The 19,766-nt window shown below is 26.4% G+C and carries 18 protein-coding genes; all 18 read left to right on the forward strand.

What is annotated here, in order from left to right; translation table 11 throughout:
• Window positions 1-2 precede the first annotated feature (2 nt).
• The 18 genes from hemA to CM240_RS05630 all read left to right on the forward strand — a co-directional run bounded on the left by hemA (window position 3) and on the right by CM240_RS05630 (window position 19,763).
• Window positions 3-1,202 carry a glutamyl-tRNA reductase gene (gene hemA / locus CM240_RS05545; protein WP_044037247.1) on the forward strand — a complete coding sequence of 400 codons (1,200 nt, stop codon included), beginning with the start codon at window positions 3-5 and terminating at the stop codon, window positions 1,200-1,202.
• Window positions 1,166-1,843, forward strand: coding sequence for an NAD(P)-dependent oxidoreductase (locus CM240_RS05550; RefSeq protein ID WP_044037249.1), 678 nt, complete (start codon window positions 1,166-1,168; stop codon window positions 1,841-1,843). Before hemA ends, CM240_RS05550 begins: the two co-directional genes overlap by 37 nt.
• A gap of 4 nt (window positions 1,844-1,847) precedes the next feature.
• Window positions 1,848-2,717 (forward strand): hydroxymethylbilane synthase, encoded by an 870-nt coding sequence (gene hemC, locus CM240_RS05555; protein ID WP_044037250.1) that lies wholly within the window; start codon window positions 1,848-1,850, stop codon window positions 2,715-2,717.
• A gap of 17 nt (window positions 2,718-2,734) precedes the next feature.
• Window positions 2,735-4,225: a uroporphyrinogen-III C-methyltransferase gene (cobA, locus tag CM240_RS05560; protein WP_044037252.1), complete on the forward strand. Its 1,491-nt coding sequence runs from the start codon at window positions 2,735-2,737 to the stop codon at window positions 4,223-4,225.
• On the forward strand, window positions 4,218-5,186 hold the full coding sequence (gene hemB / locus CM240_RS05565; protein ID WP_044037253.1) for a porphobilinogen synthase: 969 nt from the start codon (window positions 4,218-4,220) through the stop codon (window positions 5,184-5,186). The genes cobA and hemB overlap by 8 nt, the downstream gene beginning before the upstream one ends.
• A gap of 2 nt (window positions 5,187-5,188) precedes the next feature.
• Window positions 5,189-6,457: a glutamate-1-semialdehyde 2,1-aminomutase gene (gene hemL / locus CM240_RS05570; protein WP_044037254.1), complete on the forward strand. Its 1,269-nt coding sequence runs from the start codon at window positions 5,189-5,191 to the stop codon at window positions 6,455-6,457.
• Between the two features lie 215 nt (window positions 6,458-6,672).
• Window positions 6,673-8,742: a serine/threonine protein kinase gene (locus CM240_RS16800; protein ID WP_051483716.1), complete on the forward strand. Its 2,070-nt coding sequence runs from the start codon at window positions 6,673-6,675 to the stop codon at window positions 8,740-8,742.
• Between the two features lie 3 nt (window positions 8,743-8,745).
• Window positions 8,746-9,057, forward strand: a complete 312-nt coding sequence (locus CM240_RS05580) for a hypothetical protein (RefSeq protein WP_044037255.1) — start codon at window positions 8,746-8,748, stop codon at window positions 9,055-9,057.
• Window positions 9,058-9,077: 20 nt separating this feature from the next.
• Window positions 9,078-13,058 (forward strand): hypothetical protein, encoded by a 3,981-nt coding sequence (locus tag CM240_RS05585; protein ID WP_044037256.1) that lies wholly within the window; start codon window positions 9,078-9,080, stop codon window positions 13,056-13,058.
• A 16-nt stretch (window positions 13,059-13,074) separates the two neighbouring features.
• Entirely contained in the window at window positions 13,075-13,371 is a 297-nt protein-coding gene (locus CM240_RS05590; protein ID WP_044037257.1) for a WXG100 family type VII secretion target, read from the forward strand.
• Window positions 13,372-13,389: 18 nt separating this feature from the next.
• Entirely contained in the window at window positions 13,390-13,674 is a 285-nt protein-coding gene (locus CM240_RS05595; RefSeq protein ID WP_044037258.1) for a hypothetical protein, read from the forward strand.
• Window positions 13,675-13,721: 47 nt separating this feature from the next.
• A complete protein-coding gene (locus tag CM240_RS05600) occupies window positions 13,722-14,975 on the forward strand; it encodes a tetratricopeptide repeat protein (protein ID WP_044037261.1) in 1,254 nt (417 codons plus the stop codon).
• Between the two features lie 5 nt (window positions 14,976-14,980).
• Window positions 14,981-15,277, forward strand: coding sequence for a WXG100 family type VII secretion target (locus CM240_RS05605; RefSeq protein ID WP_044037264.1), 297 nt, complete (start codon window positions 14,981-14,983; stop codon window positions 15,275-15,277).
• Window positions 15,261-16,073, forward strand: a complete 813-nt coding sequence (locus CM240_RS05610) for a hypothetical protein (RefSeq protein WP_044037266.1) — start codon at window positions 15,261-15,263, stop codon at window positions 16,071-16,073. The genes CM240_RS05605 and CM240_RS05610 overlap by 17 nt, the downstream gene beginning before the upstream one ends.
• Before the next feature lie 220 nt (window positions 16,074-16,293).
• Window positions 16,294-17,094: a PP2C family protein-serine/threonine phosphatase gene (locus CM240_RS05615; RefSeq protein WP_044037267.1), complete on the forward strand. Its 801-nt coding sequence runs from the start codon at window positions 16,294-16,296 to the stop codon at window positions 17,092-17,094.
• 11 nt (window positions 17,095-17,105) lie between these two features.
• Window positions 17,106-18,404: an FHA domain-containing protein gene (locus CM240_RS05620; RefSeq protein WP_044037270.1), complete on the forward strand. Its 1,299-nt coding sequence runs from the start codon at window positions 17,106-17,108 to the stop codon at window positions 18,402-18,404.
• 4 nt (window positions 18,405-18,408) lie between these two features.
• A complete protein-coding gene (locus CM240_RS05625; RefSeq protein ID WP_044037273.1) occupies window positions 18,409-19,509 on the forward strand; it encodes an AAA family ATPase in 1,101 nt (366 codons plus the stop codon).
• Window positions 19,510-19,517: 8 nt separating this feature from the next.
• Window positions 19,518-19,763: an EsaB/YukD family protein gene (locus tag CM240_RS05630; RefSeq protein ID WP_044037275.1), complete on the forward strand. Its 246-nt coding sequence runs from the start codon at window positions 19,518-19,520 to the stop codon at window positions 19,761-19,763.
• Window positions 19,764-19,766 lie beyond the last annotated feature (3 nt).

Consider the following 19,766-nt stretch of genomic DNA (forward strand, 5'->3'; position numbering starts at 1 on the left):
ATATGATTCAGCTTATTGGTTTAAAGAAGAAAACGTCAATAGATATTAGGGAAATGTTTGTATTAGAAGAAGAAAAGAGAAGAAAAGCGTTGGCGATATTAAGAAGAAGATTTAATGAAGTTGTTATATTAAATACATGTAATAGATTAGAATTTTATATTGAAGGAAGTATAAGTAGATGTGAAGCTATTGATATAATTTTTGAAGCATTTAATTGGAATAAAGAATTAAAAAGCTATTGGTTTTATATAGAAGAAAAAGATGCAATACGTCATTTGATGGAGGTGGTCTGTGGATTTCATTCTAAAATTTGTGGTGAGGATCAGATATTATCTCAAGTTAGAAAGGCTTATTTAGAGTCGAGAGAAATTGGATCAATTGGAGAAAGGTTAAATAAACTTTTTCAAGAGGCATTAGGTTGTGGTAAAAAATTTAGATCTGAAGGAAAGTTATATGAGATACCAGTATCAATTGCATCGATAGTTGCAAATGAAATATTTAGTTTGGGATTAAAAAATATTTTAATAATAGGATATGGAGAAATTGGAAAGCTTTTAGCTAAATATTTATTAAAAAAAGATGTAGATAAAATATTTATTTTAGTTAGAAATAAGGAGAAAATAAGAGAAAGATTGGATCCTAAAATTAATATTATTTCTTATAATGAAGAGTTACCGTCGAACTTAGATATTGAAACGATAATAACATGTACAACATCTAATGAGATATTAATTGGAAAAGATGATATTAAAGAAGAAGGAAAAAACTTAGTGGTATTCGATTTATCAATTCCTAGAAATATTGATAAAGATTTAGGAAACTATAGAAGAGTAAATTTGTATGATGTAGATATGATAAGCAATGTGAATGATAAGAATAAAAAGTTAAGAATAGATAGAATGAATTCTAATAAGTATATAGTAGAAAACTATATAAACGACTATATAAATTGGAATAGTATAAGAAATATTAAAGAGTACATAGTTAGTATAAAAAATAAAAAGGATGAAGTAGTAAATGAAAGGTATAAGAAGTTTTCTTCAAGGTGTGATGATAGAAGAGAATTAGAATTAGTAAAGGTGCTGATGGATAGTGTCGGTAATGCCTATGCAAATAAAGCTATAGAAGTATTGAAGGAAGAAACTCTAAGGGGACGTGAAGAAGAATGTCTAAAAATTCTAACGAAGATATTCATGAAATAAGTAATGTATATAATATGATTGGTATTATGTCAAACAAAATAAAAGTAGGGATAATTGGTGGAGGAAAAGTTGGATTTTTAAAAGCTAGGAAGTTTATAAATAAGGGGAGTAAAGTAGAAGTAATTAGTAAAAGTTTTTATAGTGAATTTTATAGTATAAAAAGTAATAATGTTATTTTGATAGAAGATGAATATAAAGAAGATTTTATAAAAGATAAGCATATAATTATTATCGCTATAAATAATATAGAAGATATAAATAGAATAGTAGAAGATTGTAATAAAAGGTATAAGTTATTTATAAATTGCTATAATTATAGAAATGGACTTGCTGTAATGACTACTGAAAGAGAAACAAAGAACTTATGTGTATCGATAAATTCTAAATTAGGTAATCCAATAGGTACAATGATGGTAGCAAATTCTGTGAAAGGATTTATAGAAGAATATGATGAATTTATAGAATATACATCATTAATAAGAAAAAGACTAAAAAATAATCAAAGATATAAGGATTCTATCTTAACTTTTATTAATACTGAAGACTTTAAAGAAATATATTCTATTCATAAAGATAGATTAGTTTTAACATTATTTTACGGTGAAGATATTATTAAAGCTTTGTATAAAAAAGGGGATTAAATATATGTATTTTACAATTGCTACAAGGAAGAGTATGCTAGCACAGAAGCAAACTGAAATTATTATGAATAAGTTAAAGAATTTGGGGATTAATTCAGAAAAACTTCTTGTGTTAACTGAAGGAGATAAAAAATTAGATGTAACATTAGATAAAATAGGTGGGAAAGGTGTTTTTATTAAAGAAATAGAGTTGGCTTTGATTAATAAAGAAGCCCATTGTGCCGTTCATAGTATGAAGGATGTGCCTTATGATTTAATAGATGGATTTGAGATAATAGCTATACCTGAAAGAGAAGATGCTAGAGATGTTTTTATATCTAGAGAAGGTTTAAAAATAGATGAACTTAAAAAAGGAGCTACAATAGGAACAGGAAGTATACGTAGAGCGTTTCAATTAAAACAAATTAGAGAAGATTTAAATATAGTACCTATAAGAGGAAATATACAAACACGAATAGAAAAGATGAAAAATGAAAATTTAGATGGAATAGTTTTAGCAGCAGCAGGATTAAAAAGAGTAAATGAAGAATCACTGATCACAGAATATTTAAAGCCAGATATATTTGTACCTGCTATTGCGCAAGGAGCATTAGGAATTGAAATATTATCATCTAGTGATAATAAGGATATACTTAAAAAATTGGATGATAATGATGCGAGAACAACAGTAGAAGCAGAAAGAAGTTTTATGAGAAGACTTAATGGAGGATGTCATACTTTAATTGGTGCTTATTCGAAGATAGAAGGTAAAGATTTATATATTATTGGAATTTATAAAATAGGTGATAAAATTATTAAGAAAGACATTTTTGGACCAAAGGAAAAAAGTATAGAGTTAGGGATAACATTGGCAGAGAAGATAATTAATTCATAAGAGGTGAATAAGAGATTATGGCAAAGGTTTATATAATTGGAGCAGGACCAGGGGACGAAGGATTACTAACATTAAGAGCTATAGAATCTATAAAAAAATGTGATGTAATTTTATATGATAGATTGATTTCAAATAATATTTTTAGATATGTAAAAGATGGATGTGAAACTTATTATTGCGGAAAAGAACCGGGGTGTCATTATAAAACGCAAGATGAGATAAATGAAATTATAGTAAAGCTTGCCAAAGAAGGAAAAATAGTAGGTAGAATAAAAGGTGGAGATCCATATGTATTTGGAAGAGGTGGAGAAGAAGTATTAGCCTTAGAAGAAAATAATATTGAATTTGAAGTTATTCCAGGAATAACTTCGCCTATAGCAGTACTAAATTATGCAGGGATACCAATTACCCATAGAAATATATCTCAAGGATTTCATGTAGTAACGGCTACTACTGCAGGAGAATCAAAAATTAATTGGGATGCCTTGAGCAAAGAAAGTGGAACGTTAGTATTTATGATGGGGTTAGAGAATTTATCTACTATTATAAATAATTTAATTAAGTTTGGTAAAAATGAAGATGCTTCAATTGCAGTGATTATGAGAGGAACTACGGCTAAACAGAAAGTTGTTATTGGTACTTTGAAGAATATAAAAAAGAAGGTTGAAAAAGAAAAATTACAATCTCCATGTATTATTGTAGTAGGGGAAGTTATTAAGTTAAGAGATAAGTTGAATTGGTATGAAAATAAACCACTTTTTGGTGCTAATATATGTATTACTAGGTCTAAAAGCCAAAGTGAAAATTTAAGTAATAAACTTAGAGATTTAGGGGCAGAGGTTACAGAGATAAACTCAATAAGGTTTAATAATACAGCTAGTAATTTAAAGCCATATATTGAAGAATTGCAAGATTTTAATCATATTATTTTTACATCAGTAAATTCAGTAAACTTCTTTTTTAACTATTTGAAAGAACAACGATATGATATAAGAAATTTAAAGGCAAAGTTTTCTGTAATAGGTAAAGCAACAGGAAGAGTTTTAGAGGATAAAGGAATAATTCCTTTTATTATATCAAGTGAATTTTTGTCTAAAGGTTTAGTGAAGGAACTAAAGGTATATATAAGTAGTGGTGATAGAATACTTATACCGACATCGGCATCAGCTAAATCATATATAGAAGATAACTTAAAAAGTGCAAATGTATATATAAAAAGAATTAATATATATGAAACTTTATGTGGAAAAGTAAAAAATCTAAAAGTTTTTGATGATGTAGATATAGTACTTTATAGTAGCCCTAGTACTGTGAAGAATATGGTTAATATATTTGGTATAGATACCCTTAAAGAAAAATGTTCTATAGCAATTGGACCGGTAACAAATGAAGAATTGAAAGAAAATGGTATAGATGCGAAAGTATGCAAGACTCATTGTGATGATGGATTTATATCTGAAATTGAGCATATCTACAAAAAATATAAGGAAGGTAAAAGTTATGTTTAGAAGAGGAAGAAGACTTAGGGAGAATGAAAAAATAAGATCTTTAGTAAGAGAAACTAATATAAGTAAAAGGGATTTAATATTTCCGATTTTTGTTGTAGAAGGAGAAAACATAAAGAAAGAGATATCATCATTAGCAGGAAATTATCATTGGTCTATAGATAGATTACCAGAAGTAATAGAAGAAGTAAAAGAGAAAGAAATCGGAGGAATTATTTTATTTGGAATACCAAGTAGTAAAGATTTGTGTGGATCTGAAGCTTATAATGATAATGGAGTTATTCAAAGAGCAATAAAGAAAATAAGGGAAATAGATAAGGATATATATATAATAACAGATGTTTGTATGTGCGAATATACAAGTCATGGACACTGTGGTATCGTTGAAGGCAGTGAAGTAAATAATGATAAGACTTTAGAGTATTTAGGGAAGATAGCTTTGTCTCATGCAAAAGCAGGTGCAAATATGGTAGCACCTTCAGATATGATGGATGGGAGAGTAGGATATATAAGAAATATCTTGGACGAAAATGGATATTATAAAGTTGCTATTATGAGTTATTCGGCAAAATATTGTTCCGCATTTTATGGTCCCTTTAGAGAAGCTGCAAATTCTGCACCACAATTTGGAGATAGAAGAGGATATCAAATGGATCCAGCTAATAGAAGGGAAGCTCTTGTAGAAGTAGAAGAAGATATTAATGAGGGAGCAGATATTGTTATGATAAAACCAGCATTATCATATTTAGATATTGTAAGGGATGTAAGAGAACGTGTAAACATACCTATATGTGTTTATAATGTAAGTGGAGAGTTTGCAATGATTAAATCAGCAGCAAAGAATGGGCTTATAGATGAAAAAAGGGTTACTATGGAAGCTTTAATTTCAATGAAGAGAGCTGGAGCGGATATGATAATAACTTACCATGCCTTAGAAGTTAGCAAGTGGTTAGAGGAGGAATAATATTGAAGAACACTGAAATATTTGAAGAATCTATGCTTTATATGCCAGGAGGAGTAAATTCACCTGTCAGAGCCTTTGGGGATATAGGAATAAATCCACCTATTATAAAGTCAGGTAAAGGTTCAATTATTAGAGATGAAGATGACAAAGAATATGTGGATTTTGTTTTAGCTTGGGGACCACTTATCTTAGGTCATTGCGATGATGATGTTGTTGAAGCTATAAAAAATACTGCTATGTCTTCATTAGCTTTTGGAGCCCCAACTAACTTAGAATTAGAAATGTCAAAATTTCTATGCAATAATTTGGAAAATGTAGATATGGTTAGGATGGTTAATTCAGGAACAGAAGCTACTATGAGCGCTGTTAAGTTAGCTAGAGGTTATACTAAAAGAGATAAAATTGTTAAATTTGCAGGGTGTTATCATGGTCATTTTGACGGCTTTTTAGTAGAAGCTGGCTCAGGGGTGTTGACACATGGGATTCCCGGTAGCCAAGGAGTGCCAGAAGATAGTATAAAGAATACTCTTATTGGAATATATAATGATGAGGAACAAATAAAAGAGCTATTCAGTATTTATGGAAGTGAAATTGCGGCAGTAATTATTGAACCAGTGGCAGGTAATATGGGTGCTATAAAAGCAGAGGATAATTTTATGAATACATTAAGAAGTCTCTGTGATGAATATGGATCATTACTTATTTTTGATGAAGTTATGACTGGATTCAGGGTAGATTTTAATGGTGCTCAATCTTTATTTAAAGTTAAACCTGATCTTATAACATATGCAAAAATAATTGGTGGTGGATTACCTTGTGGAGCATATGGTGGAAAAAGAGAAGTAATGGAACAGTTGGCACCACTTGGACCAGTATATCAAGCAGGAACTATGTCTGGAAATCCAATAGTTATGTCTGCTGGATTAGCAACTTTAAATAAGTTAAAAAGTAACTTATGTTATTATAATCATATAAATAATATAGGGAATCAACTAGAAGAAGGACTATATTCTATAGCCAAAGAAAAAGGAATACCTATTGTAATAAATAGATATGGAGGAATGATGACTATATTTTTTACTGATAACGAATCAGTGTCAAGATATGAAGATGTGAAGAAATGCGATAAAGATATTTTTAAAAAATATTTTATACATATGATAAAACATGGAATTTATTTACCGCCATCACAATTTGAGTCGTTATTTTTATCAGTAAAACATAGTGAAAAAGATATAGATAGATTTTTAGAAGCATTTAAATTATTATAAAAATACCTATAAGAAGATTACTTCTTATAGGTATTTTTATTTTCTCTTAAAATCTATCTTGCTTTTTTTTATTATTTTTAATAGATTATGCTAAATATAAAAAATACATAAAAACCTAATAAATGATAAAATTTTATATATTCGACACAAATATACATAAGAAAAATGTAATATGTTGTATAATCATAAAAGTAAAAAGTTTTAGGAGGAAAGTTATGAATCTTATTGGAAAGGTGCTAAAAGACAGATATCAGATAGTGTTGCAACTAGGTAAAGGTGGAATGAGTACTGTTTATTTAGCAAAAGATTTAACTTTAGATTCATATTGGGCAATAAAAAGGATAGATAAAAGATCAAGCATAGATTTAGAAGTATTTAAAAAAGAGGTTGAACTTTTAGCATCATTAAATCATCCTGATGTTCCTCGTATAGTGGATAGAATAGAAAATAGTAGATATTATTTTGTGTGTATGGATTTTATAGATGGAATATCTTTAGGAAAGAAAGTTAAGGTAGAAGGTGCACAAAATGAAAAAGATGTAGTTAGATGGGCAAAACTTTTAACAGATATACTTGAATATTTACATGATGCTAGAGAAAATCCTATAGTTTATAGAGATATGAAGCCAGATAATATAATGTTGACTCAGAATGGAAGAGTGAAGCTTATAGATTTTGGTATAGCTAAAGAATGTATTAGGGGGGAAAAGGAATCTGGTCCTAAAGTAGGTACGCGAGGATATGCAGCTCCAGAACAATACAAAGGAGGATGCTTAGATGAAAGAACTGATATATATAGTTTAGGTATTACAATATTTCATCTAATTACAGGGATACAACCTACAGGAAGTACAGATCAAGTTAATTCAATTAGAGAAATTAATCCAAAGATATCTGAAGGACTAGAATATATAATAAAAAAATGTGTTAAGGAAGATCCTGTAGAAAGATATCAGAATTGCAGAGAATTAAGAGAAGATTTAAACAAGATAGATACATTAAATAAAGCATACAATAAAAAAATTAATAAGAAGTTAATAGCTTTTATGATTGTATGTATACTTTTTATTTTATCTTTAGTTTCTGTGTTTATAGGTAATTATGGTATGAAGAAAAATGCAATAGACAGCTATTATACTGCTTTAAGTAATGGTATTGAATATGAACGTAATAACAATACTGATTTAGCTAAAGAAGAATATAAGAAAGCAATAGAGTATAAACCTTCAGAATTGGAACCGTATTTAAAGTTATTTTATTTGTTATTACCATATGATAATAATGATTACATAGATAAAACAAAATATGCCATTGATACAATAAAACAATATATAGATAACGAATACTCTCCAATAAAAGATAATGGCAAGTTGTTGTATGTAATATCACAAAAGTGTATAGAGGTAAATGATCCTATTTATTCAGGATATGCCAACGATTATATAAGAATTATTAAAGATAGTAAAGAGTATAAGGAAGGAGACATAAGTAAAAGTGAGCTTAAAACATTAGGTATTATAGCATTAAATAAATCAAGAGATATAGGAACACAGGATTTTCAAGAGTTGAATAATGCACTATTAGAACTTGAAAGTTATACTAGTAATGCTACTGCAATATCAATAGAAGATAAACTTAATAATTATAATACAATAATAAATATATACAATACATATCCTGATAAACTAGAGAATTCATATAGAAAAATTTTTGATTTAGGTTCTAAAGCAAAGGAAATAATAGATATGAGCTCACAAGGAGAAGAATTGAAATTTAATTCTATATTAACAATGTATGAGACTGTTGCATCTAACTTGTATAATTGGGCATTATGTACTGAAGATATAGATAGTAAAAGAGAAATTTTAAATAATACAAAGTTATGGTTCCAATATTTAGATGATCTTAATGATGAGTTATCTCAAGGAATGATATTAAAGAAAGGAAATGTATATAAGGCATTATTTGATACTTATAATATACCAGAAGAAAATAATGATATAGATGAAGAAGTATTAGGTTATATAAATACTGCAGCTAATATATATGAAGATGGTTTATCAAAATATCCATCTAATTTTCAAATTGCTATGGGTTTAACGCAAAGTTATATAGATATAGAATTTGCAAAATCCAATTCAACAAAAAGAAATTTTACAAAAATAAAAGAAGCGTATGAAAAAGTTTTAAATATTAAAGGGGAAAGTAAAGAAATATCAAATTCAGCATTATCTCAGTTTAGTGCATTAAAAAAACGCATGGAATTATTAGGAATTGAGGGGTAAGGTATGTATGAAATTTTATTTTATGGTGGCATTGTATTTTCAACAATATTTTTAATAATAAGTATAAGTATATTTTTTAAGTTTAATATTATAGAGGCTATTAAGTATAAAATTACTAAAATTAGTAGAAAGAGAATAAGTGAAAAAAATTACAAAAAAGATGAAATTGTTGAGATGAATATAGAAAATGAAAATACTATAATAATCAAAAATAATAATAGTGTGGATAATACCGAATTACTTACTATTGCAGAAAATTATGCTACAGCGTTGATAGCTGCAGAAGCTACTACTAATATTTTAGATGAAATATAGGGTTATTATGGGAGGAAAAGATGAGAAAAGTATATTTAAGTAGAAATAAGATAATAATGGTTTCTTTATTTATTTTATTCAATAGTATTTTTATATTAGGTTTTAGTACTAAATATGCAAAAGGTACTGAATTTAGCAGTATAAAAGGATATAGAGGAATCACTGGAGATGTAGTTTTAGTAGTGGGAGAAGAATTTAATGAAAATGATGTAATTGCTTTATATAATAAAACTTCTGACAATAGCTATTCGTATATTAATAGTTATAAAATTAGCAATGAGAAATGTAAGGTGAATGAGATAAATAATATAAACAACGAAATATATTATTTAGTGATGCCATCTACAGAGAAAGTACCAGATACAGTAGATCAACGTAGTGAAATTAGTAAATTAGAAATAAGAAATGATTATGATAAACCAGTATTATTAAATCATAAGATAGATACAACTAGTATTAAGAATGAGAATGAAATTAATGAAGCGTCGGTAAATGATAATGAAAATTTAAAGATAACATTCAATATAAGTGATGGAGATAATGGAGCTGGCGTAGATGATGAGTCGATAATAGTAACTTTTAATGATCAATATGCAAGAAAAGCAAAGAAAAATGATAGCAATGAATATGAAGCAGTTTTCAGCATAGGAGATATAAAAAATGATAGTGTTAAAGATGGATTTTTAAATGGAGTTTTCAAAATAGCTTATAGTGATAATGTATCAAATGAAGGTGAAATTGAATTAATAGATATAAATTATAAATATGAAAGTGTTGGAGATTCAGTAAAAACTCAAATTAAAAATCTAAAATGCAATTCTAATAATGCAAATAAAAATAATATATCAAAAGTAAATGATACAATATCAATAAAATTAACTATGAATAAAGCAGTTAAGTTAACAGAAGCTAAATTATTAGATAAACAAGCTACTATTAGTAAGAAAACAGAAAAAGAATTTAGTAAAGTATGGTATATAACATACACAATAGAAGAGATTAAGGATAGTGTAGAGAATATACCTTTAAATATAATATATGAAGATAAAAATAAGACAACTTTTAATGAAACGGTGAAAACAGGTATAGAATATTATTCTCCAATAGTTATTGAGGAATTATTATTAGATAATACTAAGAAAAATGACAATGGAGAGAGTATTTTAAGAGATGATGATGAAGTACAACTATTAATTAAGACAAATAATAAGGTTAGTATTGAAGGTGGAATAGTATCTATAGGTGGAAATAATGTTAATGTTAGTAATAAATCATTGAATAAATGGGATATTAAAACAAAATTTATAGGAGATAAAAATCTAGAAGGACAATATGTAGATGTTATTTTTAAGTTAAAGGATTTAGCTGGCAATATTTTAAATATTGACAAAGATAAATGGAATGAATTAATAAATAATGAAGATTACAACGTAAAATTAAAATATTATTCACCTCTAGATTTTGAAGATAATATAGTTAAATCTAATAACAGTAACAATAACCTTATAGGAAGAAATGGAGATAATATCATATGGACTTTTAATACTATAAGACCTGTTGAGATAGAAGAGATAAGTGTAAATGGAAAGACTATGGATAGGGATAAAGTTAAAAATGATAAGGATAATAAAAATTGGATAATTGAGTATAAAATAGAGGAAAATACTTATTTGGATCAAGAGGATATTAAATTATCAGTAATAATAAGTGATGCATTAGGAGATAAAAAAACTTTTAGTTCAAATTCCATTAGATATTATGGACCTATAGATATCAGTGAGGTAAAGTTTCAATCTAGTAATAATAAAAATGGGAATTTGGCAATAAATGGTGATGAACTATTGCTTGAATTAGAAACAAATCATAGTGTAAAAGTTTTAGATAATACTACAATTGCTAATGAAACAAATATTGATAAAAAAGAAAATAATAATTCTTGGATAATTACATATAGTAATCCCACTATAGATATAGAAGATAATACTAAAGTGCCATTTGAAGTGAATCTAAGTGATGATGCTGGAAATACCATAAGTATAGATGAGACATCTATTGATTCAGTTATTTATTATGCACCAATTGTTATAAATAACTTGAAATTTTCAACAGATAATGAGGATGATACAAAAGCTAAAGATAATGATGTAGTGGAAGTTACATTTAATACTACGCATCCTGTAAATATAATGGAAAGTACAATAGCTAGCAAAGATATAGAGATGAAAAGTGATGATGGATTTCATTGGCGTGGAGAATATAGAATACAAAATGGTGATATTAAAGATAATGAAGAAATAACTATGAAGTTAGAAGTGAATGATGTTGCTGGCAATGAACCTGTCATTAGAAATCAATTAGATACAACAAAAATAAAATACTTTGCACCAATTATAGTATCAGATTTTTCAATTTCATCTAGCAATAAAGAAAATAAATATGCAAAAAATGGTGATGTTATAACTATAAATTTTACTACAAATCATAAAACTTATTTAAGTAACTCTACTATTGCAGGAAAGAATATAAAATTTACTAGTAATAAGGATAAAACTAAATGGAGTGGTGAGTATTATGTTAAAAATGGAGATATATCAGATTTAGATATAGTTGATTTTAATATAACCATAGAAGATGAAGCGGCTAATACATCTATAACTAAGAATGTTTACGATGATGATGACTATAAAATTACATATTATGCTCCTATAAAAACTGACCAATCTATAGAATCAACTGGTAAAAATAGTGGTTATGCAAAAAATGGTGATGATATAAAAATAGATATAGCTACAAATCATGAAGTAGAAATACAATCAGCATTAATTTTTAATAGAGATATATATGATAAGACTAGTGGAAAAAGTAATAAATTATATGTAAAATATACAATTCCTAAAAAAGAGAAAGAAGCTATGGAAGGAGAAATTCCTGTAGAAATTATAGTTAAGGATATAGCTGGAAATACAACAAAAATAGAATCTTTTAATGATATAGAAAAAAATAGAGTTATATATGATAGAACTTTACCTACTATAAAATTAGAAACCAGTTTTGATGGATTTGTAAATAAGGATATAACATATAAAGTTAATTTAAAAGATGAAAATATAGATTTAAATGGCATATCTATTGTTAATAATGGTGTAGATATCGTAGATAGCGATATTAAATTAATAACTGTTGATAAAGATAAAATGGTAAAAGAGATAACTTTATCAGAGGAAGGGGAATATGAGATAAATGGAAGCATAACAGATTTGGCAGGCAATAAGTGTTCAGAAGATTTGAAGATAAAGTTAATAATTGATAAAACAAAACCTAATATAACTTCTACTAAGATAGACATAAATAAACCAATGGCATTTAAAAAGGGATTTATTATTAGTGACTATTTTAATATAGAAGATAAATATATTGATGAAGTTATATGTAGACTTACTGATGATAATGGAACAAAAGAGTGGAATGTTGATGATCCTATAGAAGAAGATGGAAAGAAGACAATATATCTTATGGCAAAAGATATGGCTAAAAATGTATCAAATGAATTTACGTATGATATATACATAGATGGTACGGCTCCTAGACCTTTATTAATTGATAATAAGTCAGAGAGGACATTAGAAAAAGGAAAAAATTTATTACCCTTTATATTAAATATGAAATTAAATATAGATTTAGAAAAGCTAAATATGGGAAATGAAGATGAGGATAAATTTACAAAGCTTCAATTATTAGATGGTGACAATAATGTATTAGTTGATTTCTTAAAAGAAAATGAAAAGTATCCTTATGCAATAGATAAAGTAGGAAATTATAAATTAATAGTTAATGCTATAGATGATGTGGGAAATGAAACTGGTGATTTAGAATATATCTTTACTATAAAAGAGAGTTCTGTAGGGATAATAGCAAGAACATGTATTATATCAGGTATTATTATTTTCATAATAGGAATAACAATATATTTCTTAAGGAGTAGAAAAAATAAATTAGGTTAAGTAAGGGGTGTAGAAAATGAGTGATATAATATCAGCAGATTTTGATAAATTTGAAGAGGCTATATCATCTATTAGTAATATTATTACAGATATTGAAGGTATAAGAGCTAAGATTAATCAGGCTGATGAAAGTTTAAGAGATGTATGGACAGGAAAGAGTAGTGATGCATATTTTGAAAATAGTGAAATTATAAAAAATTCTTTTAATGAATATGTAAATGGACTACATGAATTGCTTGATAATTTAAATAGTGTTAAAAGTACATTTTTAGAGGCCGATTATAGTGGTACTAATAGTATATTAAAAGAATAAAGGAGGTGACTTATTGCAGTGAGTGTTATAGATAAGAGTTATTTCACACAATCTATCAATGAAGGTAAAGCAGAAATAGTTAATGCATTAAATTTTAGTAGAGAAGTGGAAAGGCATAAGGAAAAAGCTGTAAAAGACTTGTTGAATGGAATGTATTTTTCTAATATTAATAGCTTAGAGGAAGGTATTAATAAGATTAATATAAATTTAAGCGATGATTTAGATAAAATACAAAAGTCATTGGAAAGTATATTAAATAATGAATTAGAAATGAATAGTGGTATTATTAACAAGGTGTTTTAGTAAAAAATTGAAGAAATAAAATGAATGTAGAGGTAATGGTGGTTATTATGGATGAAAAAATGGAAATAGTAGATTTGTTTATTCAATTTAATAAATATGATTTAGCATTAGAAACCTTGCAAGATATAAGTGAATATCAACCCACTAAAGAAGTATTTTTAAAAATATCTAAAGTATATGAATATATGAAAAAATACGATGAAAGTTTATACATATTAAAGTCTTTGATAAAAAGAGGAGAAGATGATCCATTAATATACTTCAAGATAGCAACTTTATATCAAAAAAAGAAAGATATAAGCACATGTTTTGAATATTTAAGTCTAGCAATTGAAAAAGGATATAATAGTGAATATATTTTTTACTATAAAGGATTAATATATGAAGATCAAAATAAATTGGGACATGCACTTAATTATTATGATCGTAGTCTTAGAAAGAATAAGAGTTTTATTAGTTCCAGGTACAGAAAATATCTAATATATCTAAAAACAAATAGATATAATGAATGTGAAGAAGAATTAAGAAAAATGATTAAATACAATGGTGATGAATATGATGGATATCATCTTTTATTTACATTTTTGATGAATATGAAGAGAAGCAATGAGGCTATAGATATTTTAAACAGTGCCATAGAGGTATTGGGTAAAGATACTATTATTATGTTGGATTATGCTAAGTATTATATGTATATAAATGAATATGATAAGTCTATTAATATTATTAATAGCATACCTAAAGATAATATATATTATAGTGATTTTTCTATAGTTAGAGCGAAAATTATGGCTTTAAAAGAAGATTATGATGAAGCAATTAAAATACTTATGGAAGATAGTGTATATAATGAAGAAAACTCAGAAATAGTATATCTTGTTGGAATGTATAGTATTAAATTAAAAAATTATTCCATGGCAGAAAGATTTTTAGGATTCTTAAATGAAGTAGAAAATAGTAACAGTGAATTTGTATGGTTTGGTTTATACATATTAGGCTATGCTATAAAAGCTCAAGATAAAGAGAAAAGTATAAAATACTTCAACAAGCTTGAAGAAAAATATAAATTACTATCAATAAGTAATCCTTATGAGATAAGAATAATGATTTTAAGGATAATGGTAATGATAGAATTACAACAATATGATGAAGCAATCACCTATAGTGAAGGTATTATAAAGATAACTACAGTAGATGAAGTAAAAGAGTTAAATACATTAGCAAAAGAATTAAAAAACAAAAGAGATACAGTAGAAGATGAAAAAATAATTGATGTTGTAAATAGCATATTAGAGAGGTGATATAAGTGGATTTTTCAGTAGATCCTTGTAAGCTTAGAGAAGCTGAAGCTTTATATAAAGAAAGTATTGATACTTTAGAAGATGCACGTATAGCTATAAATAATAGTTTGAAAGAATTAAGAGAGGAAAGTTGGGAAGGAAAGACAAAAGATAGATTTTTTGATGTGGTGTACTTAGATTGGGATAAAGGATTAGGTGAACATATCAAAAAAATAGAATTTTTAAGATGTATTTTATCAAAAGTTGCAGATAAAATGGAAACTATAGAAAGTCAGGGGGAAGCCTTTGGCGATAGGCTATAATTATATGGGAAGAATAGAGATAAATTATAGTGAGTGTGGAAATCTTGCAAAAAATTTAGAATTTGTATTAGATAATATATCTAGAGAAAAGAATAGTATAAATAATGCAATATATAAATTAAATACTCTTAAAGATAAAAATTCTGATATAAGATTATTAAATCAATGTTTAGAAGATAAAATAGTAAATTTAAGTTCAGAAGAGGAAAAAGTAAGAAATTTTATTATAGATTTTAAGAAATATATACAAGAAATTTCAGATACTGATGATGAATTGGCAAATGAGATACGAAAAGAAAGTAAGTTATATATTAATAATGTGATAGATATTAATAAGCTTAATACGGATAAGTTACTCAATGTAGAAGAGAGTAATGAAAATATCATTGCAAAAGATTCAAATATAACACAGGGGATTGATGGTATGTTATATTTGTTCAAAGGTGATGAAGATAGTGCATTAAGATCTTTAACTTCAATTATGCCATTTATGGGATTAATGAGTAATGGAAATCATAGCATAAGTAAATGTGATAAAGCAGCAGATATATTAAATAGTGTAGATGAAAATGAAATTTATGAAAAGGAAATGTCTAAACTAAATTTATATAAAGAGAATGCTAAAATAACAAGAGAAATTAATTCTATGATAAGAGAAGGGGATATTGAGAACTTGAAAAATAGAATTTCTAAGGTTGTAGATATAGGTGAGGAATATGTTTTGAAAACTTTAGAAGGTATCAACATTCTTTGTGATAAGAAAGAGTGTGAATTAGATTTAACAAAGGAATTATGACATTATATCTTTGATATGAGATTGAATATAAAAAGGACTGGTGCACAAAGTTGATTTTATTTTTATTGTGTAACAGCCCTTTTTATATATAAAAAATCGAATAAAAAGGAAAAAGCTTGAAAAATGTTGAAAAAATACATAAAATATATTTATAAGAATTAAATTATAAAAATGGATATTAAAGAAAATTTTATATATAAAAGGGACTAAGGAGTATATAATGAAGAAATATAAAATAGCTACTAGGGCTATTTCAGATGTAGGAGTAATAAAAAAAGTAAATGAAGATAGTATTATTACAAAGCTAGCAATAGGACCTAAAGGAAATCATGGAATTTTTGCAATTTTTGATGGATTAGGAGGATTAAAAAGAGGAGATAAAGCTAGTGGAATATGTAAAAGTACATTTGAAGAGTGGTGGAACAAGCAAATGAAGTTATTACCATCGCTGACTGATAAGGAAATAATTAATTCTATTAATGAAATATTATACGATTGCAATAATAAGGTATCTATGTATGGAGAAGAAAATGACATAAGTTTAGGATCTACTGCATCAATCTTATTAATAGTAAAAGGAAAATATTACATAGCTCATGTTGGAGATTCAAGGATTTATAAGTTTGAAAAGGAATTAGAGCAATTAACGGAGGATCATTCTTTGGTTGCTTTAAAAGTAAAAAATGGAGAAATGACTTTAGAGGAATCAAGGGTTAGTAAAGAAAAAAATATTTTGTTGCAATGTATAGGAATAAGAGAAGAAATAGAAATATATAACAAAATAGGTTCAATAAAAGATGGAGATAAGTTTATATTATGTAGTGATGGATTTAGTAATAGATTAGAAGATACTGAAATTTGTAATATATTTAATGATACTAATAAAGAAGAAAGGTTAAAAGAAACTATAGACATCGTTAAGAGCAGAGGGGAAAGAGATAACATATCTGCGATAATCTTAGATATAGAGAAAGATATAAATGGTGTAATAGGAAGAATTATTAAATTTATAAAAAGGTAAGGGGTTAAAAGATGGATAGTCAGTTAATTGATATAGAGAAATATATCGAAAAGGATGGTAATAAGGGTTTTTTCGTAGCACTAATTGGGCCAACATACAAATTAGTAAGTTATGAAGTAAAAATGATAGAAAACAATTCATCCAATAGTTCATTAATAATGAGTATAAGTCAATTTAATGAAAAAATAAAATTACGTTATGATATAGGAAATAAAATATCATTAGAGAGTTATTTAAAAGGCAAAAATATTACTAAAAGTGAATTTATCTTGATAGCGAAAAATATGGTAAAAGTTCTGAATAGCTATGAGGAGTTGATATTAGAAAATGGTATAGAATTTCTTGATTTAGAAGACATATATATAGATATTGATACCAAAGAAATAGTGATTATATATATACCAATAAACTATACAGGTGAAAAGGAAATTGTAGAAGATAGATTAAAAGAAATTATTAAATCTTTATATGTTGAGTATGTTGATGTTGATTTTGAAGATTATACAGGTAAGTGTGATAAATTAATACAATTAGTAAGAGATAAGGATTCCACAATAAGTGATTTATATAATTTATTATCAGATAAGGTAGAAGAAAAGGATTTAAGCAAAATTAGCAATGCAAAAACAATTACAAATTTAGCAGTTAGAGAAAAAATGAATACTTTATATAATAAAGAGTCTGATAGTAATGCATTAACAGAAAAATTGGAAGAAGATATTGGGGCTATAGAAAATATAAAAAAAGATAAAAAAGTCAATTTTAAAAATATAATAGCAGCTCAAATAATTATAGGTTTAGTTATTTCGTTAATGTACATAACAGGTTTGTTAGATAAGCCATATATAAAACTATTTATTTATATCTTAATACTTTTGTATATGTTAATTATAATAACTTCATTTGGAGTAAAGAAAGATACTAAGGAAGTAAAGGAGAAAAATGAAATTAAAGAAGTAGATATAAGTAATGATACTATCTTATTAAGTAGTAACTTATCAGAAGAATTTAAGTGTGGATATATAACATTAAATCAGGGTGGAATTAGTGAAAGAGTGGTAGTAAATAAGGCAAGTTTTAAGATTGGACGAATGATAGGTGAAGTTGACTTAATTACAGAAAGTAAAGCTATAGGAAAAATTCATTGTGAAATAATAAAAGATGATGAAAAGTATTACTTAGTTGATTTGAATTCTAAAAATGGGACTTATTTAAATGGAGCAAGATTAAAGAGTAATAATAGATACCTTTTAAATGACGGAGATAGCATAAGACTAGCTAATGTTGATGGTAAATTTGAAATAAAATAGGAGGATGGTACATAAATTATGTACTGATGTATATATGTATGTTTATAGTTTAGTTGTAGTTGATGAAGATGAAGATTTTATCAACAGTTTTGAAAGATATATTCATAAGAAGAGAGAAGAATATAAAATTATGTGTTTTACAACAAAAGAGTTTTTTACTACTTATGCTCCAAAGGATGCTGATATTCTTATTATTTCTTCAAAGCTTTATTTTCAAGAGATAAAAGATTATCAATTTAAGAACATAATTATATTACAAGATGATGAAGAAGAAAGATCATATAACTTACCAGTAGTAAAAAAATTTCAACCGATAACTTTAATTTTAAGAGATATAAAAATAATTTGTAGTGAGAAAAAAATTAGTGGAATAAATAAAAATAATATAGAACGAAGTAAGATTATAACCTTTTATTCACCTATAGGAGGAAGCGGAACAACAACTATATCATTAGGAACAGCAGTAGTTCTTTCAAGAGTAAATTATAAAGTATTATATTTGAATCTTGAAGATATACAATCTACAAAGGCTTTTTTTCAATGTGAAAACTCAAGAAAGAATATAGCATATTTATCTTGCTATGCAAAAGAAGATTTTTTGAAGTTTAGAGAAAGGTTATCTTTGATTGTTAGAAGAGATGAGATTACTGGTATAGATTATTTTTTACCATTTGAGAACATTTTAGATATGGAAACAGTAGTAAATAATATAGATGATTTGTTGAAAAAAATAAAAGAAATAAATCTATATGATTATATAATTGTTGATTTAGGATTAAACACTATGACAGCGTGTACATCGGTATTTAATAACTCAGACAATATTTTTCTTATACTTCTTCAGAATATGATAGGAAAAATTAAAGGAGATATTGTTTTGAGACAAATGGAACAGAAGGATAGGATGAAACTTCTTATTAATAAGTTTGAAGAGGGAATGAGTAATTATGCTATTGATTTAGTTAAAGAATATTCAATACCTTTAGTTAGTAGAATACCTATAATTAAAGAGATTTCAGAAAGTAGCAGTATTAATCATTGGGTAAAGAATAATGAATTTAATAATAATATAAAACAAGTAATATTTAAAAATATAATTGAATAGGAGAATTTATGGAAAGGGCTATAGTGACAATATCAATAGAAAACTTAAAAGATAAATTTGAATTAGAGATACCTGTGGATATTACAGTGAAGGAAATCTGTAGTGCTTTAAATAAAGCATTGCATCTTGAAGAAAAGGGAATAGAAATTTCAGGATATTATATAAAGACTAAAAATCCTACTTGCTTTTTAAAAGGAAAAGATGTGTTACAAAATTTCAATATTTCTCATGGAAGCGAGATAATATTAATATAGGAG

Origin of the sequence: Clostridium bornimense (assembly GCF_000577895.1) — a bacterium.
GTDB classification, from domain to species: domain Bacteria; phylum Bacillota; class Clostridia; order Clostridiales; family Clostridiaceae; genus Clostridium_AN; species Clostridium_AN bornimense.